This window comes from uncultured Marinobacter sp., from assembly GCF_913055835.1.
Taxonomy (GTDB): domain Bacteria; phylum Pseudomonadota; class Gammaproteobacteria; order Pseudomonadales; family Oleiphilaceae; genus Marinobacter.
On record NZ_CAJXKQ010000019.1, the window covers coordinates 39,348 to 66,311 of the forward strand.

A 26,964-nucleotide genomic window follows, 5' to 3' on the forward strand; every position below is an offset into this window, starting at 1 on the left:
ATGCCAGCCATGAATGCCCGTGTCACCAGTGACAATCCCGGTCGCCTGATCAATCGCCTGGGCAAGCATTTCCGCCACAAGATTGAGGCGCAGTGGACCGAAACCGACGGCGTACTGACGTTCTCCATTGGCGTGTGCCGCTTAACGGCGGTTGATAACGTGCTGCGCCTGGAATGTCAGTCCGACACGGAGAAAGAACTGGAAGAGCTTGGTCAGGTGGTGGCCTCGCACCTCATCCGCTTTTCCGGGGATGAGGTGGCCGAAGTTCATTGGCAGACGGCTACGGCCTGAGACTGGCGACTCTCTTCAAGAAAGCACCGCAACTGGCGCAGGTCGCTTTCCACGACCCGGTAACTGTCGGGGCCGAACCACTCCAGGGAAATATCCAGTGGATCGGACTCGGCCGGTTTCCGCCAGTTTGCGAGCGCGTCCAACAGCGGCCGGTAGTCGCAGGCGCCGTCGAGAACCGGCACCATGCCTTCGCGACACCCGGCCGGCGAGTAGACGTTGGCTGGTGCGAACACGCCCAGCTGGCTGTAATGCCCGATGTTCTTGAAGTGGCAATGCTTAATCCACGGCGCCATTTGGTCGAGGGCGGTGCAGGGGTCGGACCCCGATTCCCAGACGTGCAACACGTCGAAGTTAATGCCCAGGGCCGGATGGTCAACTTCGGCCAGTAGCTCTAGCGTGGAACTTACCGTATCCGCCAGGGTTCCCGGATGGGTTTCCAGGATTAGAGTAAGGCCTTCCTCGGCGACACATTGGGCCAGAGTCCTCAGACGACGGGTCTGCGCCTGACGCCGGTCTCGGCTCACGTCGGCGCTGCCAAGTTGACCGGCAAAGGTCCGGACTTTGGGGGCCCGCCAGCGTCTGGCCAGCCGGCACAGGTCTCGGGCCTTTCCAATGGCCTCTGCTTCACTGCCCTCCAGAGGTAGGTAGTCACTGACCATGGGTACCGTCAGTGCCTGTGACCCAAGCCAATGGCCATCGAGGCCTGGCTGATCGTCGAGGTGGCGGGCATGGACGCCCCAAAGCTCAATGCCGTCGAAACCCCGGGCGCCGGCCCAGCCGGCGAGTTCCGGTAGCGACACCAGATGATGGCGAAAGGAGATGGTGCATAAGTGAAAGCGGATCATGGCAATACCCCTGCGAGGGTTCCCTGCCCGGCGCCAGCGTCGATTCCGGAGGGCGGGTGTTGCTGCCAGTCACGGAACAGCGCCAGTAACTGAGCTTTGATGGCGAATTCGCGTTCATCCTGTTCGTCCAGCAGTTGCTCCACGCTGGCGATGATTGAGGGGTTCCCGGACATGGCGAGTTTTAGGGCCCGATACTGGATCTGGGTGTAGGTTTTCACCAGCCGATCTATGTCCTCACAGATAGTCTCGAACCAGGGATCGCCCTCGGCGGTTAGTCCCTGATCCTCAAGCAGCCAGGCAAAGGCATGTTCGTAGGCGTACTTGCGAATGGCCATAACCGGTATCTCCCGAAACGCACCGGGCAGTTGATCCAGAGGCTGGACCGCCCGGGCTCCCGCATGGGCCCGGAAGATCTGGCGAAGCGCGTCCGTAAACGGGTTGGTGTCAGGTTTCATGCACTGGGCGAAATAGGCGGCCACCGTTTCCGCGGGCGTGTGGCGAATGTCCAGACCGTCGAACCAGAATCCGCCGGCCGCGGCCGGTGAACGCACTGAATCCAGAATCCGGTCCTTCGGCAGAGTTCCTTCCCAGCGAAAGTCGGGGTCGGACATGAACCACTGTTCCGGGTCGTCAGTGGACTCCAGCAGAACATAGTGCGGGAAGGGATTCTGGTGGAACTTGTTCTCCCGTTCCGGAAGCCGGTAAAGGTCTAGCATGACCATCACCTGGCGATCTGCTGGTCGGTTCTCCACCAGCGACACCAACTGACGGATGTTGGCCTCCTTGGGTTGGTCATGGTCGTACCAGGGCTCGATGCGCACGCCGTATAGCAGCCGGTACCATTCCCGGAACTGGTCGTGGCGTGTATGAGGCGAGTGGTAGGACAGCACGAACCGGCTGTCGACCGAAAAGTCCGCATCCCATACGCCAAAGTAAAAGGGGCGATGGTCCACGCCCGGAGTGCGCTTGATCAACTCGCAAACGCAACTGACGAAGCAGTGTACTTTGATCATCGGGACACCTCCGCGCTCTGGCAGCCCGCCAGGAGGTTCTCGAGGTCTGCTACCGTCTCTGGCGGATTGGCCAGCAAGGCTTCTTCGGGCAGATACAACCCGTGTTCCAGCTCCAGATGCACAATCAGCTGCAGCAGCATGATGGAATCCAGCGCCAGATCGGCGTTCAGACGGGCGCTGCCGTTGAACGCCGCCAGGCGGGCGTTGGGCAAATGCTGTTCGATGACGATCTTGATGGCGTCGCGGGCAGCCGTCATGCCGGCACCTCCTGCTTGCGCGTTGCTGTCGGCTCGTCAACGCTCAGCAACCGGCGGCTGACCTTGCCGTTGGCAAGGCGTGGGATGGCATCGACCTGTTCCAGCAACGCGGGCACCTGGTGGGGCGAAAGTCGGTTCCGGCTCCATTGCCGAAGATGGTCAATGTCCAGTTCTGCTTCCGCCACGAACCGCAGGCACACGCGCTCCCCGGCAAAGCTGTCCGGCTGCTTGAACGCCACAGCGTCGGTGATGCCCGGGTAAGTCAGAAACACGTCCTCCACGGCACCGGGGTAGACGTTGATGCCGGCAACGTTGATGGTGTCGTCGGCGCGGCCCAGGAAATGCAGGTCGCCTCGGGTATCGAAATACCCCAGGTCTCGGCTGTGAATTTCCTGACCGGTGGCCTCCACCGTGATCCGGATCTCGTCCGGGCACTGGGCGGAAATCCCGGCCTGGACTGCAAGATGAGGCAGGGGCTGGCCAAGCTGGCCGGGTTCGTTCAACGTCGGGGCAAGGGCAACACACCCGGCTTCCGAGCATCCGTACTGTTGGCACAGACGCTGGCAGCGGCCCTGAACCTGGCGCAGCACCGGTTCTGGCAGCGGAGCCCCGGAGAGCATGACAGTGTGCAGCCGTTCGGTCGCGGGCAGCATCTGTATCAGCAGGTTCACCAGAGTGGGAGAGGCGTAGAGTAGATGATCGGGGACCGATTTCAGTTGGGCCAGAAGGAAGCGGGGGTTCAGGCTGGTGACTACGTTTGGCTGGGCTCCTCGCGCCAGGGACGCCAACACACCGCAGATCAGGCCGTAGGAATGGGTCACCGGGCAGGCCACCACGGGGGTCAACCCCCGGGCCTCGATGAACTGCGTGACGTAGGCGTTCACCTCAAGGTCTATGTCCCGCCAGGAGCGGGCGATGGTTTTGGGTTTGCCGGTGGTGCCGGAGCTGAGCTGGATCAATTCGCCGCCGGTCACCCCGGGTGCCGGGGTGTCGTTTATCGTCTCGGGCAACGCGCTATCCAGGCCGTCGCCGAACAGCAGCAGGTTGCATCCGGTATCCAGGGCCAGTGCCCGTGCAGCGTGGCGAGGCGTGCCCGGGTGGATCGGCAACACACTTGCGCCCCGGTCTTTCAGCCAAAGGCAGAGCGCCAGCCAGTCGGCGGTGCGTTGCAGACAGACGGCCAGTCGCATCCGCGACGTGTCCCGAAACGAATCCAACGTCGTCAGCGGCTGGACCAGCCGCTCACAATCCGTCTGGCTGTAGGAAGTATTGTCGACATGGAACAAAGTGGCGGTCACGATAACCTCTCCTGATGGTAATCGTTGATGGGTTTGAGTGCTGAGGGCGCCTCAGCCGTCAGCGCATTGGGCACCTGGTGGCTGGTTGACGCCGCGTCGGTTTCCAGCTTTCGCCGAAGCAGTGATTCGGTCCGGATCAAGGGCTTGTCCCAGCCAAGCTTGGCCAGGCGGGGGCGCAATGCCGGTTGTTGCGCACCATAGCTGGCAAGCAGGCGGTGGACCTGGCGCCAGAACCGGCGTTCATCGAAGCCATAGGCCTCTTGCAGAACCAGCGCCAGCTCGCTGAGGTTGTAGATAAACAGGGTGTCCATCACCAGCTCCCGCAATGCTTCCGGTCCCGACATGCGGTAGAACTGGTTGTCCGGGGCCCGGCTGTAGAGACCCTGGCGTGGGCCGAAGTCAGGTTCCGGAATGTCGGAGGGCAGATATTCCCGGACGTATTCCACACTGTCGTGGAAATCCCGCAACATCAGGGCCTGGGGCCAGCCGTTGCGGACCACCAGCAGGCTGTTCTGACCGTGGGCCTCAAGGCCGATGCCGTGGGCTGCCAGCATGTGCCAGACTGGCAGAATCACAGTTGCCAGTGTCGCTTCCAGCCAGGGTTGCAGCCCGTGAAGTTCAACCCAGGGGTGGATGAAGGGCATCCCATCAGGCTCCCACTGCGCCAGGGCATTGAGCGGAATCGCCTGCTCGCCCTCGACCAAGCGCTTGGCAATGGTGGAACGCCAGATGGCCGCCAGTTCCCCTTCGAGGCCAAGCGCCGCCCGCGAGGACGGTTCCCCTGCGGAAAAGGCAAGGCTGGCATACTCCGGCAACAGTCTTAGCGGGTAGGCCCGGGCAAAACGGGGGTCGGCATCTACCACAGACTGCAGCCAATGGCTGATCACCGGCGCCGAGGGCACCGAGTGAGGTTCCAAATGCCGGCGGGAGGACGTGTTATGGATGCCCAGGGGAAGCTTGATGCAAGCCCGGGTTGGATCACTCATGTTGAACAGTGATCGCAACGACTGGCTTGGCCGGTAACGATCACCCACGGGGCCCAGGCCATGGATATCCAGGGACGTCAGCATGGGCGCCAGGTTACTCTGGCTCAGCGCCTGCCAGTGCCATGGGTGGGCGGGCAAAGGGCCGTAGTGTTGCCAATCCAGGCCCGCCCGATGAAAGGCTGCACGCAACAGGTAGGCACCCTCCGCACCAAGCTCGGCCTGCCAGAAGGCCATCTCCGGCACGGGCAGTTGGCGGATCAGGCGGGCCCGTGGCAGGGCCAGCCAGTGAAGCCTGAAGCCTGCGCTGGTCTCCGGGCTGTACCGAAGGAGATCGTTTTCGTGTTCGTGCAGCCCCAGGCGGCTTTTGTAGCAGGGGTGGTAAGGATGTCCTTCATGCAGAGCCCGATCCAGATCCTCGCCGTGCAACTGTCGCCGATTGGCCGACGAATACGAGTGACGCATGGCATCGAGCCGCCGGGCGTTCGCGACGGTTGCAAGCAGCTCGTCGAGCAGCCGGTCCCGGCGGGCCTGGGTGGTCGGTAGTTGACTGACCAGCGTCGACAGGTCGGTGGCCACCCTTCGACCATTCACACTCAGCATCAGCGTGTCCAGATCCAGACGCAGGCGACCAAACCCGCGGACACGGCCCAGGCACCGCCCCTCCAGGGCGCCCAGAGTGAAACTCAGCCACTGCCAGCCAGCAGCGCCCGGCCTGGTCAGGCCATAGCCGATCACGCTCTCGAACATCAGGGCCTCAAGCAACTGGCGCATGACCCGCTGCCCGGGTGATTCGCTGAGGGCCATAACTGGACCCAGTCCGGCGGTGTCGGCATCAGGCGACATCGTGACCCACCTCGGCCATTGTGTTCATCCTGCTTGAAGTTTGGCTCGACTGGTCCAGTCGATACAGTGGATTGGCGATGCTGGTGTAGACCGCCATTTCCAGATCGGCATTCAGTTCATCGACATCGTGCACCCGGGTAAGGAGATTGCCTTTGTAGGGCAGGCGGCTGTCTTCCAGCACCATAGTAACTAGAGCGAGAGCCGGCCCGGTGAGCGTGGCGCGCTGCGAGCGCAGGAAATGCCGCAGGTGTTTAAGCAGCTGGATCTCGGGGAGAAAACCGTCGCCACCCAGTCGGGCAACGACTGAAAGCAGCTGGTTCACAAACAGGTAATAGCAGAAGCGATCCCGGATCATGGCATCCCGGTAGAACAGCTCCGGGGTCTCCCTAAGATCGGGGCACAGCGACAGCAGTTCCTCTCGCCGGCTTTGCGACAGATAGTAGCCCTGGTTGTCCCGGTAAAAGCAGCGTTGCGGGTAGCCACCGCTGATATCCAGCAAGCTGTTCTGTTGATGGGCCTCCAGGGCGATACCGTGGTCGTCATACAGTCTCAGGGCAGGGCCAATGGCACAGTCAAGGTAGTGTTGAAACCAGTCGCGAGCCACGGCACTCATGCTGCGGTTTTCATTCAGTGCAAGCCCTTCAATCAGGCTGGACAGGCGCGAGTGCCTGCCCGGCAACGGATCCTGGGTCAGCGCTGCCAGGCTGACGATGCCGGCATCCTGGCCCCGTGGGAAGGGATTGTTTCGGAAGATAACTTCGAAGCCGCTTTCGCGCTGCCCCGGCAGTTGGACGGTCAGGTAGGCCGGATCCTCAATGATCCGGAACTTTGTCTCCGTATTGGCAAAGCCGGTTTTGCGGATCAGCCGGCTCATGGCCACCCCGGCTTTGAGCTCATGGCGCTTGCTGACCCGGAGCGAATTGGTCACCTTCACCGGAATTGAGAATTTCAGCATCCATTCCGACTGCTCGTTGTAAACAGTCCGGACCGAGGAGGTGGCGGAGAATTCCGGCCCCAGCGCGCCCAGTGGCTGGATCAGCCCCTGATCCATCGCCGCCATGACGTCCGGCTGCAACAGCAGCCAGTCCGCCTGCAGAGGGTGGGCGGGCACCAGGTAATGATCCTCTGGCAGATTGAGCGAGCCTTGGCCGAGGCTGAGCAGGGTTTCCGCCATGGTATGGGCGGGCAGTGGCGCGTCCGAATCCTCCTCAATGCAGGCGGTGTGTACCAAGAAGTAATGCAACCGGAAGCGTCCGGCCAGTTCCGGTGCGTAGGCATCCTGCTGCCAGGCGGCCATGCCCTGGCGGCTTTTCGGCGTGGGGTGGGTGGCGTGGCCAAACAGCAGGGACTGTTCCGAGGCAATAAACCGGTTGTCGCGCAGTGCCGCGTCGCCCCTGCGATGCTCGACACAGCGGATCATGACGCCATAGCTGTCGGTGAGCCGATGGAGAAACTCCAGCTCCCTGCTTTTCCGAAGCTCGGGCACCATGCCGGCAGAGAGTGAGTAGAGTTCCCGCACCAGAAGGCAGAGGGCCTGGAACGGCTCGATATCGGACCAGCAGTGGCGTGCCTCCAGCCATTGCCGGACCCGGCCATACCGGTGCCGGCCGACGGCGGACCGGTACAGAACATCGATGGCCAGTCGCGAGCGCTGGCTACCAAGGACAAGCTCACAGACCCAGGGGCCGAGGAACCGCCCGGACACGTCACCGGTTCGGGCGCTGGCCACCTGCCACTGCCCGAAATCCACCTCTTGCAAGTAACAGTGCAGGAAGGCCTGAAAACTGGCCTGTTCGGCAATCGCCCGGGCAGACGGTCCCATGTCCTCTCTCCAAATCCGAAATTTGGGTCAAATCTAAATGAGAATCGACTGCATGTGAAAGGGTTTTACATTTTTTACACTTGGGCGCTGGCGGCCACGACGCGATGGGGGCGAAAACGCAAAAACAGCGCCACCGCCAGACCAAAGGTCAGCCATTCCCCCAGGGGCAGCGCCACGAGGAGTGGCCAGTCAGGCGCAAAGCGGGCGATGGCGATCAGCAGCAGGGCAGGCAACACCAGGCTTCGCGAAAAGGCGACCAGGGCCGAGGGCATCGCCTTGTGCATGGCCGTCAGGTAGACCGAGAGCAGTACATTCATACCGTTGACCAGGAACAGCGGCCAGAGTATTTCGAGGAACTGGTCCGCCAGCCGGGCCGTGGCCGGATCGGCGGAGGTATCGAGAAACAGCCGGACTACTTGGTTTCCGAACAGCCAGGCAGTGACCACCAGGCTGACCGCAAGTGCCAGGATGATGGCGGCCCCACGGCCCATAAATCCGCGGATCCGCCTGGCATTGCCCGCGCCCAGGTTGTGGCTGATCAGCACGTGCATGGCATCGGATATGCCGTAGAACATCATCAGGCTTAGAAAAATCAGGTAGTTCACCACGGTGAAAGCGGCGACACCGGCCACGCCCTGGGTGGTAATCAGTAACCAGTTGATCAACAGCATCACCAGCCCGACGGACATCTCGTTGATCCACTCGGAGACACCATTGCCAAAGGCCCTGGGGACTTCGCGCCAATTTGTCTGTCGGAACTGGAACATCAGCTTGCGGCCGGCTTTGCGGAAATAGCGGGCCAGAACCGCGAACTGCAGTATCTGCGCCAGGCCCGTGGCCACGGCAGCACCCCGCAGACCGTAATCCAGATAGCCCACCAGCAAGGCATCCAACAGGATGTTCGCACCGGCACCAACCACCAATGCCGTGGTCGCCAGCCCCGGGAAGCCGTCTACCCGCACAAAGTAATACAACACCATGGTGAACAGCTGGGGCACCAGCACCCAGATGATCACCAGAAAATACTCGGACATCAGGGGATAGATATCGGCAGAAGCGCCCAGCAGCCGGTAGATGGGCTCGTGGAAAAGCAGCCCGGCGACTGCACCCGTCAACGACAGGGCCAGGGTTGCCATCAGACATTTGCTGAACATCGACGACGCAGCGTCCGGCCGGCCTTCACCAAGATAGCGACCGGCCCGAACCGTGCCGCCAATGGCCAGTGCCAGGGCAATACCAAACAGGAAGGTAAACCAGGGGATCAGTAGATTCAGGGCTGCCAAGGCTTCCGCCCCGGCGAAATTGCCAATAAAGATGCCATCGACGATATTGGCCGTGGTCAACGCCAGCAGCCCGGCTACCGAGGGCAGGGCATACCGGAAAAACACCGGCCAGTAGGGGCCGATCAGAATAGGATTTTCGGATTCCCTGTTGCTGACTTCATCCATGAAAAATCTGCCCGTTGCCGCCCAGGATCAGTAAAACAGTTCCCTGAGTTTCTCCCCGGGCTCCGGCGCCCGCATGAACGACTCACCCACCAGAAACCCGAAGATGCCGCGGCCGGTCATGGCCTCGACATCGTCGCGGGTCATGATGCCGCTCTCGGTAATGGTCAGCCGGCCCTGTGAGATGCGTTCATGCAGTTCAAACGTGGTGTCCAGCGACACATCAAAGGTATGCAGGTTCCGGTTGTTGATGCCGACCAGAGGCGTGCTCAGCGTCAACGCATCATCCAGTTCCTCGCCATCGTGCACTTCGACCAACACATCCAGCCCGATCTCATGGGCAATACCTTCCAGCTCCTGCATCTGGTCTTTGGTCAGACAGGCAGCGATCAGAAGGATGCAGTCGGCGCCAATGGCCCGGCTCTCGTAGACCTGATAGGGGGCGACCATGAAATCCTTACGGATCACCGGCAGACTGCAGGCGTTGCGGGCGGCGACCAGGTAGTCTTCGTGGCCCTGGAAGAAATCCCTGTCTGTGAGCACGGAAAGGCAGGCGGCGCCGCCGTTCTCGTAGCTCTCGGCAATGACCGCTGGCTCGAACGGATCACGCAGAATGCCCTTGCTCGGCGAAGCTTTTTTGATTTCTGCGATAACAGCAGGAGTCTGCTTTTCAATTCGGCTGCGCAGAGCGTTCGCAAACCCCCTGGCTGCTGGTTGATCCCCAGCCATGGCTTTAAGGTCAGCAACCGAAACCTTGCGTTTGCGATCGTCAATCTCTTCCCACTTCCGATCAACAATTTTCCGAAGAATCGTCGGCGTCTTATCCAAATGTCGTTCAGTCATATCAGGCCCGTATAAAGTTAGCGAGAGACGGAGGGGAGGAAGCTTCCAAAACTGTCTGCAGCCATGGATGGCTGCAGCCAAGCCCTACATGGACGTATTCACGGGCGTGTTTTGGAAGCTTCCTCCCCTCAGGCTCGTCCGGCTGCAAATCAGCAGGCCAGGATCAAAAGCACTGAGAAAAGTCAGCCAGCTCCGACATCTTGCCGGCAGCGAGGCCAGAGCCCATGGCGTCGAGGGCCATATCCACACCTTCTTTCGGTGTCTTGGCCAAACCAGCGACGTAGATCGCTGCGCCGGCGTTCAGGGCAATCAGGTCCCGAGCCTTCTCGGCCATTTCATCGTGGCCTCGACCGAAAGCGGCGCGGATCAGCTTCAGGGAATCCTCTGCGGTATCCACAGTCAGACCCACCAGAGCCTGGCTCTTGATGCCGAGATCCTCCGGGGTGATGTCGTACTCGGTGACTTCGCCGTCTTTCAGCTCCGCCACGTGGGTCGCGCTCGCCAGACTGATCTCATCCAGGCCGTCTTTAGAGCAAACGACCATGATGTGCTCGGCCCCAAGGCGATGCAGCACCTCCGCCATCGGGCGACACAGTTCCCGGTTGAACACGCCCACCAGTTGGCGTTTCACTCCCGCCGGATTGGTCATCGGGCCCAGGATGTTGAAAATGGTCCGGCAGCCCAGCTCCTTGCGGGGGCCGATGGCGTGTTTCATGGCGCCGTGATGGGCCGGGGCGAACATGAAGCCGACACCGATTTCCTCAACGCAGCGGGCCACCTCTTCCGGTTTCATGCTCAGGTTGATGCCCAGCTTCTCCAGCAGGTCGGCACTACCGCTCTTGGACGAGACCGCCCGGTTACCATGCTTGGCCACAAAGCCGCCGGCAGCGGCCACCACAAACGAAGCGGCCGAAGACACGTTGAACAGGTTGGCGCCATCGCCGCCGGTGCCGACGATGTCCACCAGAGGTTCGGCCTTGACCGTAACCTTGGTGGCCAGTTCGCGCATCACCTCGGTGGCGCCGGTTATTTCATCGATGGTTTCGCTTTTCAGGCGCAACCCCATGAGAAACGCGCCGATCTGGGCGTCTGTGGCCTCGCCGTTCATGACGATGCGCATCACGTCCTTCATTTCCTCCCGGGACAGGTCCAGGTTGGAGGCAATGCGGTTGAGAGCTTCTTTCATGTCCATGTGTCGGCCTCTTATTGTGTTCTTAGAAAGTTGCGCAGCAGCTCGTGGCCCTGTTCCGTCATAATAGACTCCGGATGGAACTGCACGCCTTCGATGGGCAGCGTCTTGTGGCGAACACCCATGATTTCCTCGATGGAGCCGTCGTCGTTGCGGGTCCAGGCGGTCACTTCCAGGCAGTCGGGCAGGGTGGCCTTGTCGATGACCAGGCTGTGGTAGCGGGTGGCCTGCAGCGGGTTGCTCAGGCCCCGGAATACGCCGGTGTCCTTGTGGAATACCGGGGACACCTTGCCGTGCATGACCCGGCCGGCCCGGATAACGTCACCGCCGTAGACCTGGCCAATCGCTTGATGGCCCAGGCAAATGCCCAGGATCGGCAGCTTGCCGGCAAAGTGCCGGATGGCCTCCATGGAGATGCCGGCCTCGTTCGGGGTGCAGGGGCCAGGGGAGATCACCAGCCGTTCCGGGTTCAGTTCTTCAATCTGTTCGATGGTGATTTCATCGTTCCGGTACACCTGCACGTCGGCACCAAGTTCCGCCAGGTACTGAACCACGTTGTAGGTGAAGGAATCGTAGTTATCGATCATCAGCAACATAATCTGTCCCTCCGCCTCAGTGGTCGAAATCGTTGTAGGTCATGGCCACCGCGCGGAAAATCGCGCGGCCCTTGTTCATGGTTTCCTTCCACTCGAGGCGGGGTACCGAATCGGCTACCACGCCGGCGCCTGCCTGGATATGCAGGGTGTTGTCCTTGATCACGGCGGTGCGGATGGCAATAGCGGTATCCATGTTGCCGTTGAACGACAGATAGCCTACGGCGCCGCCGTAGACGCCGCGCTTGACCGGCTCCAGCTCGTCGATGATTTCCATGGCCCGGATCTTGGGCGCGCCACTGAGGGTGCCGGCGGGCAGAGTCGCCCTAAGCACGTCCAGACAGCTGGTGTTGTCTTTCAGCCGGCCGGTGACGTTGGAGACAATGTGCATCACGTGGGAATAGCGCTCCACAATCATCTTGTCGGTGAGCCGGACCGTGCCGGTCTCGGAAACCCGGCCGGCGTCGTTGCGGCCCAGGTCGATCAGCATCAGGTGTTCGGCGATTTCCTTCGGGTCGGCCAGCAGCTCCGCTTCCAAGGCCTTGTCCTCGGCGTCGGTGGCGCCGCGCTTGCGGGTGCCGGCAATGGGCCGCACGGTGACCTCTTCGTCCTCCACCCGGGCCAGGATTTCCGGGGAGGAGCCCACAATGTGGAAGTCCCCGAGATCCAGGAAATACATGTAGGGCGAAGGGTTCAGAACCCGCAGAGAGCGATAAAGGTTCAGCGGCGGCGCCTCGAATGGAATCGACATGCGCTGGGAGATCACCGTCTGCATTACGTCGCCGTCGAGCACATAGCCCTTGATCTTGTCGACGGCGGCCTCGAATTTGTCCTGGCTGAAGCCGGAGACAAAATCGCTTTCGTCCACGGCTTTCCCGCGCAGGTGTTCAGGTGTGCGGGGCGCGTCGGCGGTTTGCCGGTGCAGTTGCCCTTCCAGCTCATCAATCCGGGCCTGGGCATTGGCAAAAGCATCTTCCGCGGCCGGATCGGCGTGCACGATCAGGTGCAGCTTGCCGCGCAGGTTGTCGAAGACCACGATCTCGTTGGACACCATCAGCAAAATGTCCGGCGTGCCGATCTTGTCCGGCGGGCAGCTCTTGCGCAGTCGTTTCTCGATGTAGCGTACCGTGTCGTAGCCGAAGTAGCCCACCAGGCCACCGTTGAAGCGGGGCAATTCGTCAAGATCCGGCGCGTGGAAGCGCTTCTGGTAGGCCTCGACGAAGGCCAGCGGATCGTCGACTTCCTCGGTTTCGACAATCTCGCCGCCGCGGCTGATCTCCACCCGGTGGTCAAAGACCTTCAACACCTCGTGGCTGGGCAGGCCGATGATCGAATATCGGCCCCACTTTTCGCCGCCCTGAACGGACTCGAACAGATAGGAGTAGGGCCCGCTGGCGAGCTTGAGGTAGGTGCTCAGAGGCGTGTCGAGGTCGGCAAGTACTTCCCGGTACACAGGGATGCGGTTAAAGCCGGCTTGGGCGAGCTCGGTGAATTGCTCGGGTGTCATGGTACGGTTTCCTGAAATCTGATCTGCATTGTGGATGAAAGCCTGGGCCTCCATCAGGTGGTGCAGGCTCGACCAACAGACGTCGGTCAGCCTCCGGGCTTGCTCAGCCGGTGCGCCATCGCCACCATCGTGTTGCGCGGGTTGTCAGGATGCCTCGCGCTGCAGTCAGATTCAGTCCCTGCACGGCAGGAATCTCCCGTAAAGAAGTGCTCAATGTAAGTTCCTTGTGAGATTACAAAAGCTCGGCCAGCGAATCAACAACGGCATCGGCACCAAGGGTATCCACGGCTGGCCCATAATTGTATCCGTAACGGACCGCCACGCAGGGAATGCCTGCTGCCAGCGCAGCATTAATATCGGCCCCGGAGTCGCCTACCATCACCGTGGTTCCGCGAGTTCCCCCCAGTGTCTCCATGGCATGGAGCAGGGGCGCGGGGTCAGGCTTCTTTACCGGCAGCGTGTCACCACCCACGGTCAGGTCGAACCAGTGGTCCAGTCCCATCTGCTCCAGCAGTGGCGCCACAAACTGTTCCGGCTTGTTGGTAACAATGCCCAGTCGGCAGCCCTGGTTCTTCAGGTGCGTAAGGCAGGCCTCGACGCCGGCATAGACCACCGAATGCTGCCCGTTGATGGTGCCATAGGCGTGATAGAAAATTGCCAGGGCATCGTTGAAAAGGGCGTCGTCTTTGGGCCTAGCAGGCTCCCAGTCCACCTGGCCAGCCAGCGCACGACGCACCAGGACGCCGGCGCCGTTCCCAACCCAATTCCGCACCCGGTCAATGCCGGCGGGGGAGCGGCCAAGGTGTTCGAGCATCTGATCTACCGCGGCCGCCAGATCTGGCGCGCTGTCTACCAGGGTACCGTCAAGATCGAAGAGGGCAACGCCCGGCCAGCGTGGATTGAACAACCCCGACAGGCTCATTGGCTGATCACCCTGCGGGCCTGCTCCAGTTCTTCGCGCATGGCGTCGATCGTGGCTTTATAGTCATCTGTGTTGAAGATGGCGGACCCGGCCACGAAGGTGTCGGCTCCGGCTTCAGCAATTTCCCGGATGTTATCGGTCTTCACGCCACCGTCGATTTCCAGCCGGATATTGTAGTTGCTGGCATCGATACGTTTGCGGGCTTCCCGGAGTTTGTCCAGGGTGCCCGGAATGAACTTCTGGCCACCAAAGCCGGGGTTTACCGACATCATCAGCACCATGTCCAGCTTGTCCATCACATGATCCATGTAATGCAGTGGCGTGGCCGGGTTAAATACCAGACCGGCCTGGCACCCGCCGTCGCGGATGAGCTGCAGTGAGCGATCAATATGGTTGGTCGCTTCCGGGTGGAAGGTAATGTAACTGGCCCCGGCGTCGATAAACATACGGATGAGGTCGTCGACCGGCGATACCATCAGGTGTACGTCGATGGGGGCGGTCACGCCATGCTTGCGCAGTGCCTCGCAGACCATGGGGCCAATGGTGAGGTTGGGCACGTAGTGATTGTCCATCACATCGAAGTGCACCACGTCGGCACCGGCGGCCAGCACGTTGTCGACTTCCTCGCCAAGGCGGGCGAAATCGGCAGACAGGATGGATGGGGCAATCAGGTAAGGGTTCATGACGGCTCTCTCACAACAATGGATAATGGCGTGGTCAGCGGTCCCTGCCGCACATTCAGGATGGCTGCTAGTCTAACAGCTCAGTGGCGTTTTTTCGCAGTCAAAGGATCAGTATCTGTGCAGAGATTCGAGATTTACCGGCCGGGCGTGTTCCGGTTTGTCATCCTGGCACTGATGTTTGCCGTGCCGTCCATCACCCTCGGCCAGGAACAGGGCGAGCAGGCTGGCGAGGCTGCGGGCTCGCCAACGCCAGCTACCGAGTCTGCAAGTCGGGCCCTGGTCTGGACCGGCACCGGCGAACGCTGGTTGAACCAGACCTTTCCCGAGGCAGCGGTATGGCTCGAGCTTGAGGAGGGCGACCGGGCGCTGGGGCTGTTCTATCCGGAAGCCCGGTTGCCGGCCCGCGGCGCGGTGCTGGTTCTTTCGGACGAGGGCGAAACCGCAGCTTCCGGTGTAACCGGAGCGCTGGCAGCGGGTTTGGCTTCCCGGGGTTGGGCCGTGCTCACGCTTGGCCTGGAATCGCCTTCACCGGTATTGAGCGAGATCTTGATGCGGCCGGTAGTAGAGAAACCGGCGGCTGAAGCGGATGCAGAGGAGCAGCAAACATCAGAATCGGTCATGATTGATGTCATGGCCTCAGAGAGCGCCGATGATCTTGAGGCGCGCTACAGAAGTCGAATCAACCAGATGCTCGAGGCCGCACTTGCTCTTCTGGTGGAGCGGGGCTATGAGACACCAGCTGTTCTGGGGGTCGGGCGAGCCAGCATACACGTGACCAACCAGGTGCTGGGGGGTGCAGGCGCAGCCGCGCTTATCTGGCTGGCTCCCCAGTTCTACCCTGTTGACCGTCCTGATCTGCCAGAACGTCTGGAGTCGCTGAGCACTGAACTTCTGGAGCTCTATCCTTCCGGAGCCGTTGATGATCAAACGAAATGGGATATGGGGATGAGGTTGCGCCGGGCCGGGATGGCCGGCTTCGAGCGACAGCCGATTCCCTGGCTCACCCCGGCGCCCGGCGCTCTTGGCGATGCGGTTGCCAGCCGCGTTGCCGCCTGGCTGGAGACCCGCCAGCCCCAGAACTAGCGGATAATATTGTGGCGTTTGATCAGTTCCCAGGCCTGCTGATAGTGAAGCAGGCGTTCTTTGGCAAGGCTCTGGTCGCGTGCACTGACCTGCTGTTGGGCCAGTTTGTCCGGATGGCACTCGGATACTTTTTTGCGGTAAGCCCGTTTGATCACCTCCAAGGAATCCCGCCGGGTAACCCCTAAAAGCTCACAGGCCTGTTGATAACTGGTGGGTCGGGAGAGGCTCTCGCTGTGCCGGGTCCAGACCTTGCTGGCATAGCTGTCGAAGATGTCCTCACTGACGCTCACCGGCAGACCAATCTGGTCAATGGCATCTTCGCAGCGGTAGCGTCTGGGCTTGCCGGGCCGGCCGTTAAGCTGGCTTGCGTGGCAAAGACAAATGGCGGTTTTCAGCGCCGGGGCTGGCCACAGCCGGCGGGACAGGCGCATGGCCAGGCCGCGGACGAAGGGCAGTTGCCCGGCTGACTTTCCTTGCTGGAACCAGCCAATGGCCCGCCGTCGCTGGCGCCTGGACAACCTCATGGCCTTGATCAGGGATTCGGCATACCCGATGTCGGCCTCGGTCACGCGTCCCTCGGACTTGGCGATGTAACCCAGGAAAAAGAACAGGGGGCGCCTGCACCAGCGGGGCAGGTGGGCGCGCTCGATCAGGGCCGGGGCCTGGTGGCCGCAGGCCGAGAGTTCCCGCATCAGGCTGGAGAACTCGGCTTCCATCCGGGCCGGCACCGCCGGTTGTCTGTCATTGCCCGCCATGGCTCTCGGATTTCCTGTTGCCAAGCTGCCTGTCGAGCGCCTGTAGCCGTTCCGGGGTGCCGACATCTACCCATTGTCCTGCGTGGTAGAGGCCTCTCACGCGGCCCTCGCTCATGGCGTTGCGCAGTACCGGCCCCAGCTTCCCCGCGCGGTCGGTCAGGCCTTCGAACAGGCGCCGATGCAGCAGGCTGATGCCGGTGAAGGTCAGTTTGGCCGGCCCGTCGCCAACGAGCAACCCCTGATCAGTGAGGTGAAAATCCCCTTCGGGATGGTGTGGCCGGTTGTCGGTGACAACCAGCAGGGCGACCGCGTCAGCCGGCGGTGTCAGTTGTGACAGGTCGAAATCGCTCCAGATATCGCCATTGATCACCAGGAACCACTCAGACTCATCATCGGCAAGCAGGGGCAGGGCGCGCACTATGCCACCTGCGGTTTCCAGGGGCTCGCCTTCCCGGGAGTACTGAATGGACAGTCCGAACTGGTCGCCATTGCCCAGGGTTTCTTCAATCTGGTCACCCAGCCAGGCATGGTTGATCACCACCTCACGAATTCCCGCCCGGCGCAGATGGGCCAGGTGGTAGCTGATCAGAGGCTTGCCGGCGGCCCGGAGCAGGGGCTTCGGTGTGGCCAGGGTCAGTGGCCGCATGCGTTCGCCTTTGCCGGCGGCGAGAATCATGGCTTTCACGGCTGCGGCTGCTCCTTGCCAATGCTCGCCTCGATCCGGGGCATGACCGTGTCGCTGAGCCATTCATGGAAATGGCGCAGGGCCGGCTGCCGACCGCTGGCAACAATCAGGTACTGCACAGTCCGGGGAATGTCATTGAGATACCCGTGCTTGCCATCGCGGATTGATAGCCGGGCAAAAATCCCGGCGGCCTTCAGGTGGCGCTGCATGCCCATCAGTTCAAACCACTGGCGAAAGGTTTCCGGATCAGCCCGGTGCAGGCCCGCGTCCCTGCTGCTCTGCCGAAACAGCTCCAGCCACTCGCAGATGCGCTCCTCCGGCCACTGGATGTAGCAATCTTTCAGCAGGGACACGACGTCGTAGGTGACCGGGCCGATGACGGCATCCTGGAAATCAATGACGCCGGGGCGCGGTTCGTTGTGGCGGACCAACAGGTTGCGAGAGTGGTAGTCCCGGTGGACTGTCACTTCCGGTTGCGCCAGCGCGCTCTCTCTCAGCATGGAAAACGTGGTGTCCAGAAGGGCTCGCTCACTGTTTCCGAGGCTCATGCCCAGATGCTGCTCCAGTAGCCAGTCCGGGAAGAGGGCCATTTCCCGTTCGAGCAGCGTCGCATCGTAGGGCGGCAACGGGTAATCCTCAGGGGAAGGCTGTCGGGCAATGAGGGTCAGTTCCTCAAGGGCATTCCGGTACAGCTGGTCAGCGGATTCGTCGTTCAGTTGGCCGAGCATCAGCTGATCGCCAAAATCCTCCAGCAACAGAAAGCCCTGTTTCAGGTCTGACTGGACGATTTCCGGCACGGCAATGCCCTGCTGGTGCCAGTGTCGGGCGATTGCCACGAAAGGCTCGCAGTCTTCATGCTCAGGGGGCGCATCCATGACGATAAATGGCACCCCGTCAGAGGGGGGCGTCGCCTGACGTGCGTGCTGCCAGACCCGAAAATAGCGGCGAAAACTGGCGTCGCCGGAAACCGGTTCGGCTTCACTCTGTTCGAAACCGGGGAACTGTCTGACCCAGTTGGTCAGCAACTGCAGGCGGTTATCCATAGCTCGGGTTGCGATCCTGAAATTAAGTTGTCGCTGACAGCGAAAGTTAGCAGACGAGTATAAAGAGGGTAAATCGGTTTTGCAGCGGAGTTTCCGTTAACAACCCCGGAGGGCACGTGTAAACTAGGCGGCGATAAATGCCCGTCCTCCAATTCACCCGGAACAGGATCCAGCCACCGTGCCATGCCCCGAACGCCCACTGCAATCGCCGGAAAGCCGGTGGCAGAGCCGGTCTGGCCGTTTGCTGCTGGCCGTGCTTTCGGGCTTGTTTGCTGTGGAAGGGTATGCCCAGACACCGCCGTCAGCGGCGGAAATTGACTGGCGCCCCAGGGCGGAGTTGCCACCCGAGGTGAGGTCTTCGTTGCCCCTGTTCTGTGAAGGTGGCTATTTGCCGTCCGGTAGCACCAACGGCGTTGGCGGTGCATTCGCTGGCGGCTCTGACACCGAGCAACCACTGCAGGCCAGCGGCCTGAATGCACGCTACGAAATTGACCGCGAGCTGTTTCTCCGGGGCGATGTCCGGATACGACAAGGAGGCTTCGAGGTAACCGGTTCAGAAGCCCGCTACAGTCAGCAGCAGGGCGCCGTCTCGGTGCAGGGGCCGCTGGTCAGTCGCGGTGAAGGCTTTTTGCTGACTGGTGAGGACGCAAATTATGATGTGGAAACTGGTCGCCTCGACATCAACACGGCGACGTTCCTGCTTCATGGTCCTGAAATGCGTGGAAGCGCCGGTAGCCTGGCACGGATCAGTGAGGAAGAGGTCGTCATTGAAGATGGTTTTCTGACCACCTGCGGCCCCAGGCAGAATGATTGGGCAATCGTAGCTTCAGATATTCGTCTGGACCGGGCGGAGGGTTTTGGTACCGCCAAACACGTTCGGCTGGAAGTTCTCGATGTGCCGGTGTTCTACTGGCCCTGGGCCAGTTTTCCTATTGATGATCGCCGCAAGTCCGGTTTCCTCTACCCGCAGTTCGGCTCTTCCAGTGCCGGCAGTGGTGCCTTCATCGCGGTTCCCTACTACTTCAACCTCGCACCCCACTACGACGCCACGCTGACCCCCCAGTACATACATGGCCGGGGTCTGTTCAACGAGGTGGAGGGGCGATACCTCAGCTCACTGGGGGAAACCACTCTCCAGCTCGGCTATATCGGCAATGATTCCGCGTTTCAGGAAGAGAACCCTGGCGAATCCGGTGAGCGCTGGGCTCTGGATGCCACCACCCGGGCTGCCTTTGGCGGTGGCTGGAGGGGCTACGGGGATTTTTCGGTGGTAAGCGATGAAGACTATCTCAGCGACCTGAACCGCAGCCTGGAGATCAACCAGGCTACCCACCTTCAGAGGAAGGGGGGAGTGACCTACAGTAGCGATCAACAGTATTTCGATGCCTACCTCAATGACTACCAGACCATCAGTGATCGCATTGCCGAAGTGGACAAGCCCTATGCCCAGTTGCCGGAAGTCATATACGCAGGGCAGGTCGGCGCAGGGATTGTGGAGGCTAACCTGGAAAGCCAGTACACCGTGTTTTACCGGGATAACGAAGCACTGACCGGTCTGGACCGGGCCAACGGCCAGCGCTTCCGGGCGCGACCGGAGCTGGCATTGCCAATGCGTGCATTGTGGGGGTTCAGCCGGCCTTCGGTGAGCGTGGATTACACCCGTTACGACTTGGAGGACTATGACCTCGGCGATGGCACCTTCGATCGCACCGTGCCGGTCGCGGAATGGGATAACGGCTTGTATTTCGACCGCCAGAGCAGCCTGTTTGATGTGCCCTACAACCAGACGCTTGAGCCCCGGCTCTATTACGCCTGGGCCGATGCCGATCCGGACCAGAATGACATCCCGGATTTCGACACCGACCTCCAGACCTTCCGGTTCGAGCAGCTGTTTCGTCCGGATCGGTTCACGGGCGGTGACCGCGTCGGTGATGCCAACCAGTTGACCGTGGCCTTGACCAGCCGTTTCAATGACCTGCTCACCGGGGCCGAGCGTGCCCGGTTCAGTATTGGTCAGGTGCAGTATTTTGAGGATCGTGAGGTGACGTTGTTTGGTGAAGGTGCCGGTACCCGGAGCCGTTCACCGCTGGCGGGCGAAGTGGTGCTTAACCCTCTTGATACTCTCGAAATCCGTTCCTCCGGTCTATGGGATCCGGATACCGGGGATACCGAGGAAGGCCGGAGCCAGTTGACCTTCCACTCCGGTGATTACCGGTACCTGGCCAGTGTCGGGCACACCTACAGCCGGGATGAGTTGGAACAGTCGGATATCGCGGCGGTTTTCCCGGTGTCAGACCGTGTTAGTCTGATCGGCCGCTGGGTCTATGACTCGACTCTGGACCGGACCGTCGGATCCCTGGCCGGGCTGGAATACAATAACTGCTGCTGGAGTGTTCAGGTGGTTCACCAGAATTACCTGACCGACGACCGGGAGCTGGACAGCCGAATACTGTTCCAGATCCAGCTGAAGGGCCTTGGCGGCAGCGATGGTGCCTCATCGAGTATTTCACAGGCCATTTACGGTTTTGATGAAAGGGAGCGTCGTCGTTTTGGAACTCCCTGACTGGATCTCGGACTAAGGCCCCCAAAACGCCAGAAAAGCTCAAATTCTATTTGCAGAGGTGATTATGAAGGCGACCCTTCGCCATGGTGTTCAAGCGTTACTGATTCTTCTTGCCGTTCTGGCCCCGCTGTCTGTTCAGGCCGAGCGCAAGTTGCTGGATCAGGTGGTGGCCATTGTCGACGAGGATGTCATCCTGCAGACCGAGCTGGAGGCGCGAATCAGTACCATTACCAGTCGACTCAGTGCCCAGGGCACGGCGTTGCCGCCGCGGCAGGTGCTGGAAGAACGGGTGCTTGACCAGTTGATTACCGAGTCGATCCAGATGCAGATGGCAGACCGTGCTGGCATGCGCATCAGCGATAACGAACTGAACGAAACCATGGCCAACATTGCCGAGCGCAATGGCATGACCCTGGCGCAGTTTGAAAACCAGCTGGCTGCCGAGGGCGTGACCTACAACCAGGCCCGCGAGCAGATCCGCAGGGAGATGCTCACCAGCCGGGTCCAGCAGCGCCAGGTTGGCAACCGGGTTCGGGTAACCGATCGGGAAGTGGAAAACTACCTTGAAAGCCTGGAAGCCCGTGGTGGCAATAACGCCCAGTACCGGCTGGCGTATATTTTTGTCAGCGTTGATGATCCGTCAGACGAAGCAGAAGTGGATGCGGCCCGGGAAAAAGCCGAGCGTCTTCGCAATGAGATTGTCAGTGGCCGTGATTTCCGCGAGGTGGCCGTTGCCGAGTCTGATGCCAGCAACGCCCTGGAAGGTGGGGATATGGGCTGGCGTGACGAAGGCCAGTTACCATCTCTGGTTGCCCCGGTCGTGCCGGAGTTGCCGGTGGGTGAACCGTCGGAAGTGCTGGAAAACAACAGCGGCTTCCATCTGGTGATGGTGATGGACAAACGGGGGGGCGAACAGCAGCAGGTGATCCAGCAGCATCGGGTCCGTCACATCCTGGTGCGGCCTTCCGAGGCAACCACCGACAGCCAGGCCGAGACCATGATCCGCGACCTGTATCAGCAGCTCCAGGACGGAGCCAGTTTCAGTGCCCTGGCCAGGGAGTATTCTGACGATCCGGTGTCGGGTTCAGATGGTGGGAATCTGGGGTGGGTAAGCCCCGGTCAGATGGTGCCGGCGTTTGAACAGGCAATGCTGGATGCCGACATTGGCGAGTTGCAAGGGCCGTTCCGCTCCCAGTTTGGCTGGCACATCCTGCAGGTGCAGGAGCGCCGCCAGAAAGACATCAGCGGGGATGTGCGCGACGCCGAGGCCCGCCAGGCCATCTACCGCCGCAAGTTCGAGACCGAGTTGCAGAACTGGCTGCAGGAGATCCGCGATGAGGCCTTCATCGAGTTCAAGGGCGAGTACGCCAAGGACGCGCCCGCCGAAGAAGAGCCGGTCTCCTGATGAGTAATCCGGTGGTTCTGGCACTCACCGCCGGCGAACCCGCCGGCATTGGTCCGGAGCTGTGCCTGCAGCTGGCGCTGGAGGCCCGGACCTGCGGTGTGGTGGTGGTTGCCAGCAGGCCGCTGCTGGAGGCCCGGGCGAAGCAGCTGAATCTGAACGTTGAGCTTCGTCCCTGGCAGCCCGGAGAGGCCCCGGAGATGGAAGCAGGCCTGCTGTCGGTGCTGCACGTGGACGGTTGCGCCAATCACCAGCCCGGAACGCTGGATATTGGCAGCAGTGCTTATGTCCTGAGAACACTGGAAGTCGCCGCTAACGGGTGCCTCAGCGGCGATTTTGACGGCATGGTGACGGCTCCGGTCCACAAGGGCGTTATCAACGACGCCGGCATTTCGTTCAGTGGCCATACCGAGTTCCTGCAGGAACTGTGCGAGGTTGAGCGTGTGGTCATGATGCTGGCTACCGAGGAGCTGCGGGTTGCGCTGGTAACCACCCACTTGCCGCTCAGGGACGTTTCCGCCGCTATTACCCCGGAGCGCCTGAATCAGGTAACGCGAATTCTTGATGCCGATCTGAAAAAGTTCTTCGGGATTGACCGGCCCAGAATTCTGGTGGCAGGCCTGAACCCCCACGCCGGGGAAGGCGGCCACCTCGGGCGGGAGGAAATCGACATCATCGAGCCAACCCTCGAGAGCCTCCGTGCCGAGGGCATTTCACTGACCGGCCCCCTGCCCGCCGATACCCTGTTTACACCACACTGGCTTGACCAGGCCGATGCGGTTCTGGCCATGTACCACGACCAGGGGTTGCCGGTACTGAAGTTTCAGGGCTTCGGCCGTGCCGTGAACATTACCCTGGGGCTACCCATTGTCCGGACCTCCGTGGACCATGGTACCGCCCTGGATCTGGCTGGCACCGGCAGGGCTGATGCCGGCAGTCTGCATACGGCCCTGAAGGTGGGCGAGCAAATGGCTCGCTGTCGCAAATCCGCAACTGAAGAGACCCGTTCGTGAGCAACAAAGCCGGCCATCAGGCCAGAAAGCGGTTTGGCCAGAATTTCCTCCATGATCCGGGGGTCATCGAGCAGATCATCCGGGCCATTAACCCGAAACCCGATGACGCCATTGTGGAAATTGGCCCCGGCCTCGGCGCGCTGACCGAGGAGATACTGGCGGTAAACCCGAAGCTTCAGGTGGTGGAGCTGGATCGCGACCTGATTCCGGTGCTGCGCACCAAGTTTTTCAACTACCCCGAGTTCCGGATCCACGAGGCGGACGCGCTGAAGTTTGATTTCAGCCAGCTCATGGTGGACCGTCCCCTGCGGATTATCGGCAACCTCCCATACAATATATCCACGCCCCTGATCTTCCACCTTCTGTCCCAGGCCGGTGTCGTGCAGGACATGCACTTCATGCTGCAGAAAGAAGTGGTTCAGCGGATGGCTGCAGTGCCCGGTGACAACAATTACGGTCGCCTTGGCATCATGACCCAGTATTTCTGCAAGGTGCAGCCGCTGTTTGAAGTGGGTCCCGGCGCTTTCCGCCCGGCGCCGAAAGTGGATTCCGCCATTGTCCGGCTGGTCCCCCACGCGACACTGCCACATCCCGCGAAGGATCTGGCGACGCTCCAGGCTGTGGTTCGCACGGCGTTTAACGCGCGCCGCAAAACCCTGCGCAAGGCACTGGGCGGTCTGGTCACGGCTGAACAACTCCAGAGCCTGGGCATCAATGATGGCCTGCGACCGGAGAACCTGGGCTTGGCTGACTACGTCGCCATTGCAGATCTGCTTTTTGAGGAAAAAGGCGCAGTTAACCTGGCAAACGAGGTAAGTGATGACTGACTACGCCATTGGCGATATTCAGGGCTGTTACGAACGTTTGAGAGATGTCCTGGATAAAGTGGATTTCTCCCCTTCCCGTGATCGTTTGTGGGTGGCCGGCGACCTGATCAATCGTGGCCCGTCCTCGCTGGCAACCCTGAGGTATATCGAGAGCTTGGGCGATTCCGCAGTGGTGGTTCTCGGCAATCATGACCTGCACTTGCTGGCGGTGTCGTTGGGCGGGCATGAGCCGCGACGCAAGGACACCCTTTCCGATATCCTTGACGCTCCCGATCACGACCGGCTGGTGAACTGGCTCCGACAGCAGAATCTCTGCATTCACGATCCGGTCCGGAATCTGGTGATGACCCACGCCGGCCTGCCCCACATCTGGACGGTCAGCCAGGCCATGGCCTGCGCCCGGGAGGTGGAAGCTGTCATCCGGAGCGATGCTGCCGAGGAATACTTCACCCACATGTACGGCAACCAGCCTGAACGCTGGGATGGAACCCTGCAGGGGATGGAGCGCTGGCGGGTTATTACCAACTATTTTACCCGCATGCGCTTTATTGCCGAGGACGGCACCCTGGAGCTGGCGGCCAAGGAAACCGTTGACAGTGCCCCGGAAGGTTTTGAACCGTGGTTTCGTTTCCCTCGCAATGACGATGTCCGTGTGGTGTTTGGCCACTGGGCAGCGCTGGAAGGAAAAACCGGCAGCGACCGGTTTATCGGCCTGGATACCGGGTGTGTCTGGGGGGGAGCCCTGACCATGATGAATCTGGATACGGGAGAAAAGATCCACTGTGACTGCTGAGCCCGTACAACACACGGCAGGCCGAGTCCTCGGAGTTCCCCTGGTGGCGGGTGCCTTTCTGGCGCTCCTGGCCGTGATGGCTGGTGCCTTTGGCGCACACGGCCTGCGCAATCTGGTCAGTGAGCGAGGGCTTGAAGTTTTCCAGACTGCCGTCACATATCAAATGTACCATTCCATAGCGCTGGTTCTGTTGGCGCTGCTTGCCGGGCTGGGGCTTCCCAGAAAGTTACTGGGCTGGTCGGCGGGATTTTTTCTGGCCGGTATCCTGTTATTCAGTGGCAGTCTTTACCTGCTGGTGCTGACAGATATCCGCTGGATCGGCCCGATCACACCCCTTGGCGGGGCGTGCTTCATGGTGGGCTGGGCGCTGTTAATAACCGCCGGTCTCCGCCGGAACAAATGATGAATGCAGAGGTTCAAGAGTCACGATGCAGGTACAGGTAAATGGCGATGCGATGGAGCTGCCGAATGGCGCCACCATTGCCACGCTGATTGAAAAGATGGCTCTCGCGGGCAAGCGACTGGCGGTCGAGGTGAACGAAGACATTGTGCCCCGTAGCCAGCATCCGGAATTTACCCTGAGCGATGGCGACCGTGTAGAAGTCGTTCACGCGATTGGCGGCGGTTAAACTGGCCGGTCCACCCGACCCATCAACCACAGCGGTTTCCATCCTCCCGTATTCAAATTATTCAGGAACTTTATGACAGAGACATCCGAAATCCAGCTTCCAGAAGACAGACCGCTAGAAATTGCCGGGCGGGTTTACCAGTCTCGTCTGCTCGTTGGCACCGGCAAATACCGTGACATGATGGAAACCGGTCATGCCATCGAGTCCAGCGGTGCCGAGATTGTCACCGTTGCGGTTCGCCGTACCAATCTCGGCCAGAATCCCGATGAGCCCAACCTGCTGGATGTGATTTCCCCGGACAGTTATACCATTTTGCCCAATACCGCCGGTTGTTACACCGCCAAGGATGCCGTGCGCACCTGCAAATTGGCTCGGGAGCTCCTGGATGGTCATGATCTGGTGAAGCTTGAAGTGTTGGGTGAGGAGAAAACCCTTTATCCGAACATGACTGAAACGCTGGTGGCCGCCGAGGAATTGATCAAGGATGGCTTCAAGGTGATGGTCTACTGCTCGGATGACCCGCTTCTGGCCAAGCGCCTGGAAGACATGGGCTGTGTCGCCATCATGCCGCTCGGTGCGCCAATCGGTTCCGGGCTGGGTATCCAGAACCGGTACAACATCCGGTTGATCGTGGAAAACGCCAAGGTACCCGTACTGGTCGACGCCGGCGTCGGCACTGCATCAGACGCCACCATCGCCATGGAGCTGGGTTGCGACGGCGTATTGATGAATACCGCCATTGCCCAGGCCAAAGACCCGATCAAGATGGCCAATGCCATGCGCCTCGCCATCGAGGCAGGCCGGGAAGCCTACCTGGCAGGCCGGATGCCCAAAAAACTCTATGCCAGTGCATCCTCGCCCATTGATGGCACCTTCTTCTGATCTCGGGCACAATCCTGACTAATGATAACCGAGGGCCGGCATTGAACGACCGGCCCCGACAACGATAAATCAGAGCGCTGCTGTCCTGCCATGACTGATCAGAAACCCAGTCGCCGCGAGGCGATTCTTCATGCCCTTGTGGAACTCCTGGAGACGGATCCGGGAGCCCGAATCACCACCGCCGGCCTTGCCAAATCTGTTGGCGTTACCGAGGCGGCCCTGTACCGACACTTTCCCAGCAAGCGGAAGATGTTCGAGGCGCTTATCGAGTTTGCCGAAGAGGCCGTGTTTTCCCGCTGTCAGGTGATCCTGCAGGAGCAGGAGGATGTGCGGGTTCGCCTCCAGCAACTGGTGCACCTGGTGCTGGTGTTCGCGGAGCGCAACCCGGGCCTGTGCTGTGTGCTGACCGGCGATGCCCTGATGGGCGAGAACGACACCCTGCGCAAACGTGCCTCCCAGTTCTTCGAACGACTGGAAACCCAGGTGCGCCAGACCCTCAAGGAAGGCGAAATCCGCCAGGGTTTACGACCCAGAACCACGTCTGCCCGCGGTGCGGATTTTGTACTGGTGTTCGTTGAAGGCCGGATCCAGCGGTTTATCCGGTCTTCGTTCTCGCGGTTGCCCTCGACCGACTTCGACGAGAGTTGGGGGCTGGTTGCTGAGGGTGTTTGGGGCTGAATTTCGGCGTTGGTCGCTTTTCCGTAGCCTGATTCCTTGGGAGTTGGGCGCTGTCGGGCGGGGCTTTTCCGGAA

Annotated in this window: 27 protein-coding genes; 11 read left to right on the plus strand and 16 right to left on the minus strand. The window is 60.9% G+C overall.

All coding sequences use genetic code 11. From position 1 onward, the window contains the following. Positions 1 to 291 carry a DUF2218 domain-containing protein gene (locus QZ534_RS11605; RefSeq protein ID WP_296934641.1) on the plus strand — a complete coding sequence of 97 codons (291 nt, stop codon included), beginning with the start codon at positions 1 to 3 and terminating at the stop codon, positions 289 to 291. On the opposite strand, the gene QZ534_RS11610 is transcribed toward QZ534_RS11605, so the two are convergent. The 13 genes from QZ534_RS11610 to rpe all read right to left on the minus strand — a co-directional run bounded on the left by QZ534_RS11610 (position 267) and on the right by rpe (position 14,537). Further along, the gene (locus QZ534_RS11610; protein WP_296934642.1) at positions 267 to 1,136 is read right to left on the minus strand and encodes a sugar phosphate isomerase/epimerase; all 870 of its coding nucleotides are present in this window, start codon (positions 1,134 to 1,136) and stop codon (positions 267 to 269) included. The two genes, QZ534_RS11605 and QZ534_RS11610, sit on opposite strands and share 25 nt — an antisense overlap. After that, complete coding sequence (locus QZ534_RS11615; protein ID WP_296934643.1) at positions 1,133 to 2,149, minus strand: DUF6005 family protein; 1,017 nt, start codon at positions 2,147 to 2,149, stop codon at positions 1,133 to 1,135. The genes QZ534_RS11610 and QZ534_RS11615 overlap by 4 nt, the downstream gene beginning before the upstream one ends. Further along, positions 2,146 to 2,406 carry a phosphopantetheine-binding protein gene (locus QZ534_RS11620; RefSeq protein ID WP_296934644.1) on the minus strand — a complete coding sequence of 87 codons (261 nt, stop codon included), beginning with the start codon at positions 2,404 to 2,406 and terminating at the stop codon, positions 2,146 to 2,148. The genes QZ534_RS11615 and QZ534_RS11620 overlap by 4 nt, the downstream gene beginning before the upstream one ends. Continuing rightward, the gene (locus QZ534_RS11625; protein WP_296934645.1) at positions 2,403 to 3,704 is read right to left on the minus strand and encodes an AMP-binding protein; all 1,302 of its coding nucleotides are present in this window, start codon (positions 3,702 to 3,704) and stop codon (positions 2,403 to 2,405) included. The genes QZ534_RS11620 and QZ534_RS11625 overlap by 4 nt, the downstream gene beginning before the upstream one ends. Then, positions 3,701 to 5,494, minus strand: a complete 1,794-nt coding sequence (locus QZ534_RS11630) for an IucA/IucC family protein (RefSeq protein ID WP_296934646.1) — start codon at positions 5,492 to 5,494, stop codon at positions 3,701 to 3,703. The genes QZ534_RS11625 and QZ534_RS11630 overlap by 4 nt, the downstream gene beginning before the upstream one ends. Positions 5,495 to 5,522: 28 nt before the next feature. Beyond that, on the minus strand, positions 5,523 to 7,355 hold the full coding sequence (locus tag QZ534_RS11635; protein WP_296934647.1) for an IucA/IucC family protein: 1,833 nt from the start codon (positions 7,353 to 7,355) through the stop codon (positions 5,523 to 5,525). A 74-nt stretch (positions 7,356 to 7,429) separates the two neighbouring features. Further along, the gene (locus QZ534_RS11640) at positions 7,430 to 8,803 is read right to left on the minus strand and encodes an MATE family efflux transporter (RefSeq protein WP_296934648.1); all 1,374 of its coding nucleotides are present in this window, start codon (positions 8,801 to 8,803) and stop codon (positions 7,430 to 7,432) included. Positions 8,804 to 8,830: 27 nt separating this feature from the next. Next, positions 8,831 to 9,643: an indole-3-glycerol phosphate synthase TrpC gene (gene trpC, locus QZ534_RS11645; RefSeq protein ID WP_296934649.1), complete on the minus strand. Its 813-nt coding sequence runs from the start codon at positions 9,641 to 9,643 to the stop codon at positions 8,831 to 8,833. Between the two features lie 163 nt (positions 9,644 to 9,806). Beyond that, positions 9,807 to 10,835, minus strand: coding sequence for an anthranilate phosphoribosyltransferase (trpD, locus tag QZ534_RS11650; RefSeq protein ID WP_296934650.1), 1,029 nt, complete (start codon positions 10,833 to 10,835; stop codon positions 9,807 to 9,809). Positions 10,836 to 10,846: 11 nt separating this feature from the next. After that, on the minus strand, positions 10,847 to 11,428 hold the full coding sequence (locus tag QZ534_RS11655; protein ID WP_296934651.1) for an aminodeoxychorismate/anthranilate synthase component II: 582 nt from the start codon (positions 11,426 to 11,428) through the stop codon (positions 10,847 to 10,849). 16 nt (positions 11,429 to 11,444) lie between these two features. Continuing rightward, the gene (trpE, locus tag QZ534_RS11660) at positions 11,445 to 12,932 is read right to left on the minus strand and encodes an anthranilate synthase component I (protein ID WP_296934652.1); all 1,488 of its coding nucleotides are present in this window, start codon (positions 12,930 to 12,932) and stop codon (positions 11,445 to 11,447) included. A gap of 232 nt (positions 12,933 to 13,164) precedes the next feature. After that, positions 13,165 to 13,854, minus strand: a complete 690-nt coding sequence (locus QZ534_RS11665; protein WP_296934653.1) for a phosphoglycolate phosphatase — start codon at positions 13,852 to 13,854, stop codon at positions 13,165 to 13,167. Next, a complete protein-coding gene (gene rpe / locus QZ534_RS11670; RefSeq protein WP_296934654.1) occupies positions 13,851 to 14,537 on the minus strand; it encodes a ribulose-phosphate 3-epimerase in 687 nt (228 codons plus the stop codon). Before rpe ends, QZ534_RS11665 begins: the two co-directional genes overlap by 4 nt. Positions 14,538 to 14,654: 117 nt before the next feature. Between rpe and QZ534_RS11675 the strand changes: the two genes are divergently transcribed. Next, positions 14,655 to 15,620, plus strand: coding sequence for a DUF3530 family protein (locus QZ534_RS11675; protein WP_296934655.1), 966 nt, complete (start codon positions 14,655 to 14,657; stop codon positions 15,618 to 15,620). On the opposite strand, the gene QZ534_RS11680 is transcribed toward QZ534_RS11675, so the two are convergent. From QZ534_RS11680 to QZ534_RS11690, 3 genes are read right to left on the minus strand one after another with little or no spacing between them, the layout of a single operon-like run. After that, positions 15,617 to 16,375, minus strand: a complete 759-nt coding sequence (locus tag QZ534_RS11680; RefSeq protein ID WP_296934656.1) for a DnaJ domain-containing protein — start codon at positions 16,373 to 16,375, stop codon at positions 15,617 to 15,619. The genes QZ534_RS11675 and QZ534_RS11680 overlap by 4 nt on opposite strands. Continuing rightward, positions 16,362 to 17,060: an N-acetylmuramate alpha-1-phosphate uridylyltransferase MurU gene (murU, locus tag QZ534_RS11685; protein WP_296934657.1), complete on the minus strand. Its 699-nt coding sequence runs from the start codon at positions 17,058 to 17,060 to the stop codon at positions 16,362 to 16,364. The genes QZ534_RS11680 and murU overlap by 14 nt, the downstream gene beginning before the upstream one ends. Continuing rightward, entirely contained in the window at positions 17,057 to 18,103 is a 1,047-nt protein-coding gene (locus QZ534_RS11690; RefSeq protein WP_296934658.1) for a phosphotransferase, read from the minus strand. Before QZ534_RS11690 ends, murU begins: the two co-directional genes overlap by 4 nt. A gap of 241 nt (positions 18,104 to 18,344) precedes the next feature. Here QZ534_RS11690 and QZ534_RS11695 point away from each other — a divergent pair, with 241 nt between their 5' ends. The 9 genes from QZ534_RS11695 to slmA all read left to right on the plus strand — a co-directional run bounded on the left by QZ534_RS11695 (position 18,345) and on the right by slmA (position 26,890). Then, complete coding sequence (locus QZ534_RS11695; RefSeq protein ID WP_296934675.1) at positions 18,345 to 20,666, plus strand: LPS-assembly protein LptD; 2,322 nt, start codon at positions 18,345 to 18,347, stop codon at positions 20,664 to 20,666. A gap of 64 nt (positions 20,667 to 20,730) precedes the next feature. Then, a complete protein-coding gene (locus QZ534_RS11700; RefSeq protein WP_296934659.1) occupies positions 20,731 to 22,071 on the plus strand; it encodes a peptidylprolyl isomerase in 1,341 nt (446 codons plus the stop codon). Then, positions 22,071 to 23,081, plus strand: a complete 1,011-nt coding sequence (gene pdxA, locus QZ534_RS11705) for a 4-hydroxythreonine-4-phosphate dehydrogenase PdxA (RefSeq protein ID WP_296934660.1) — start codon at positions 22,071 to 22,073, stop codon at positions 23,079 to 23,081. Before QZ534_RS11700 ends, pdxA begins: the two co-directional genes overlap by 1 nt. Then, entirely contained in the window at positions 23,078 to 23,908 is an 831-nt protein-coding gene (gene rsmA, locus QZ534_RS11710) for a 16S rRNA (adenine(1518)-N(6)/adenine(1519)-N(6))-dimethyltransferase RsmA (protein WP_296934661.1), read from the plus strand. Before pdxA ends, rsmA begins: the two co-directional genes overlap by 4 nt. Beyond that, entirely contained in the window at positions 23,901 to 24,701 is an 801-nt protein-coding gene (locus QZ534_RS11715; protein ID WP_296934662.1) for a symmetrical bis(5'-nucleosyl)-tetraphosphatase, read from the plus strand. Before rsmA ends, QZ534_RS11715 begins: the two co-directional genes overlap by 8 nt. 76 nt (positions 24,702 to 24,777) lie before the next feature. Continuing rightward, on the plus strand, positions 24,778 to 25,104 hold the full coding sequence (locus tag QZ534_RS11720) for a DUF423 domain-containing protein (protein WP_296934676.1): 327 nt from the start codon (positions 24,778 to 24,780) through the stop codon (positions 25,102 to 25,104). Between the two features lie 25 nt (positions 25,105 to 25,129). After that, complete coding sequence (gene thiS, locus QZ534_RS11725) at positions 25,130 to 25,330, plus strand: sulfur carrier protein ThiS (RefSeq protein WP_296934663.1); 201 nt, start codon at positions 25,130 to 25,132, stop codon at positions 25,328 to 25,330. 72 nt (positions 25,331 to 25,402) lie between these two features. Then, complete coding sequence (locus QZ534_RS11730; RefSeq protein WP_296934664.1) at positions 25,403 to 26,212, plus strand: thiazole synthase; 810 nt, start codon at positions 25,403 to 25,405, stop codon at positions 26,210 to 26,212. 90 nt (positions 26,213 to 26,302) lie between these two features. Continuing rightward, complete coding sequence (gene slmA, locus QZ534_RS11735; protein WP_008173360.1) at positions 26,303 to 26,890, plus strand: nucleoid occlusion factor SlmA; 588 nt, start codon at positions 26,303 to 26,305, stop codon at positions 26,888 to 26,890. The last annotated feature ends 74 nt before the right edge of the window (positions 26,891 to 26,964 follow it).

Excerpts from the sequence above, each read along its gene's own strand:
- QZ534_RS11605 (WP_296934641.1), top strand. The coding sequence starts at position 1 with ATGCCAGCCATGAATGCCCGTGTCACCAGTGACAATCCCGGTCGCCTG.
- QZ534_RS11610 (WP_296934642.1), bottom strand. The coding sequence starts at position 1,136 with ATGATCCGCTTTCACTTATGCACCATCTCCTTTCGCCATCATCTGGTG.
- QZ534_RS11615 (WP_296934643.1), bottom strand. The coding sequence starts at position 2,149 with ATGATCAAAGTACACTGCTTCGTCAGTTGCGTTTGCGAGTTGATCAAG.
- QZ534_RS11620 (WP_296934644.1), bottom strand. The coding sequence starts at position 2,406 with ATGACGGCTGCCCGCGACGCCATCAAGATCGTCATCGAACAGCATTTG.
- QZ534_RS11630 (WP_296934646.1), bottom strand. The coding sequence starts at position 5,494 with ATGGCCCTCAGCGAATCACCCGGGCAGCGGGTCATGCGCCAGTTGCTT.
- QZ534_RS11635 (WP_296934647.1), bottom strand. The coding sequence starts at position 7,355 with ATGGGACCGTCTGCCCGGGCGATTGCCGAACAGGCCAGTTTTCAGGCC.
- QZ534_RS11640 (WP_296934648.1), bottom strand. The coding sequence starts at position 8,803 with ATGGATGAAGTCAGCAACAGGGAATCCGAAAATCCTATTCTGATCGGC.
- trpC (WP_296934649.1), bottom strand. The coding sequence starts at position 9,643 with ATGACTGAACGACATTTGGATAAGACGCCGACGATTCTTCGGAAAATT.
- trpD (WP_296934650.1), bottom strand. The coding sequence starts at position 10,835 with ATGGACATGAAAGAAGCTCTCAACCGCATTGCCTCCAACCTGGACCTG.
- QZ534_RS11655 (WP_296934651.1), bottom strand. The coding sequence starts at position 11,428 with ATGTTGCTGATGATCGATAACTACGATTCCTTCACCTACAACGTGGTT.
- trpE (WP_296934652.1), bottom strand. The coding sequence starts at position 12,932 with ATGACACCCGAGCAATTCACCGAGCTCGCCCAAGCCGGCTTTAACCGC.
- QZ534_RS11665 (WP_296934653.1), bottom strand. The coding sequence starts at position 13,854 with ATGAGCCTGTCGGGGTTGTTCAATCCACGCTGGCCGGGCGTTGCCCTC.
- rpe (WP_296934654.1), bottom strand. The coding sequence starts at position 14,537 with ATGAACCCTTACCTGATTGCCCCATCCATCCTGTCTGCCGATTTCGCC.
- QZ534_RS11680 (WP_296934656.1), bottom strand. The coding sequence starts at position 16,375 with ATGGCGGGCAATGACAGACAACCGGCGGTGCCGGCCCGGATGGAAGCC.
- QZ534_RS11690 (WP_296934658.1), bottom strand. The coding sequence starts at position 18,103 with ATGGATAACCGCCTGCAGTTGCTGACCAACTGGGTCAGACAGTTCCCC.
- QZ534_RS11700 (WP_296934659.1), top strand. The coding sequence starts at position 20,731 with ATGAAGGCGACCCTTCGCCATGGTGTTCAAGCGTTACTGATTCTTCTT.
- pdxA (WP_296934660.1), top strand. The coding sequence starts at position 22,071 with ATGAGTAATCCGGTGGTTCTGGCACTCACCGCCGGCGAACCCGCCGGC.
- QZ534_RS11715 (WP_296934662.1), top strand. The coding sequence starts at position 23,901 with ATGACTGACTACGCCATTGGCGATATTCAGGGCTGTTACGAACGTTTG.
- QZ534_RS11720 (WP_296934676.1), top strand. The coding sequence starts at position 24,778 with ATGGCTGGTGCCTTTGGCGCACACGGCCTGCGCAATCTGGTCAGTGAG.
- thiS (WP_296934663.1), top strand. The coding sequence starts at position 25,130 with ATGCAGGTACAGGTAAATGGCGATGCGATGGAGCTGCCGAATGGCGCC.
- QZ534_RS11730 (WP_296934664.1), top strand. The coding sequence starts at position 25,403 with ATGACAGAGACATCCGAAATCCAGCTTCCAGAAGACAGACCGCTAGAA.
- slmA (WP_008173360.1), top strand. The coding sequence starts at position 26,303 with ATGACTGATCAGAAACCCAGTCGCCGCGAGGCGATTCTTCATGCCCTT.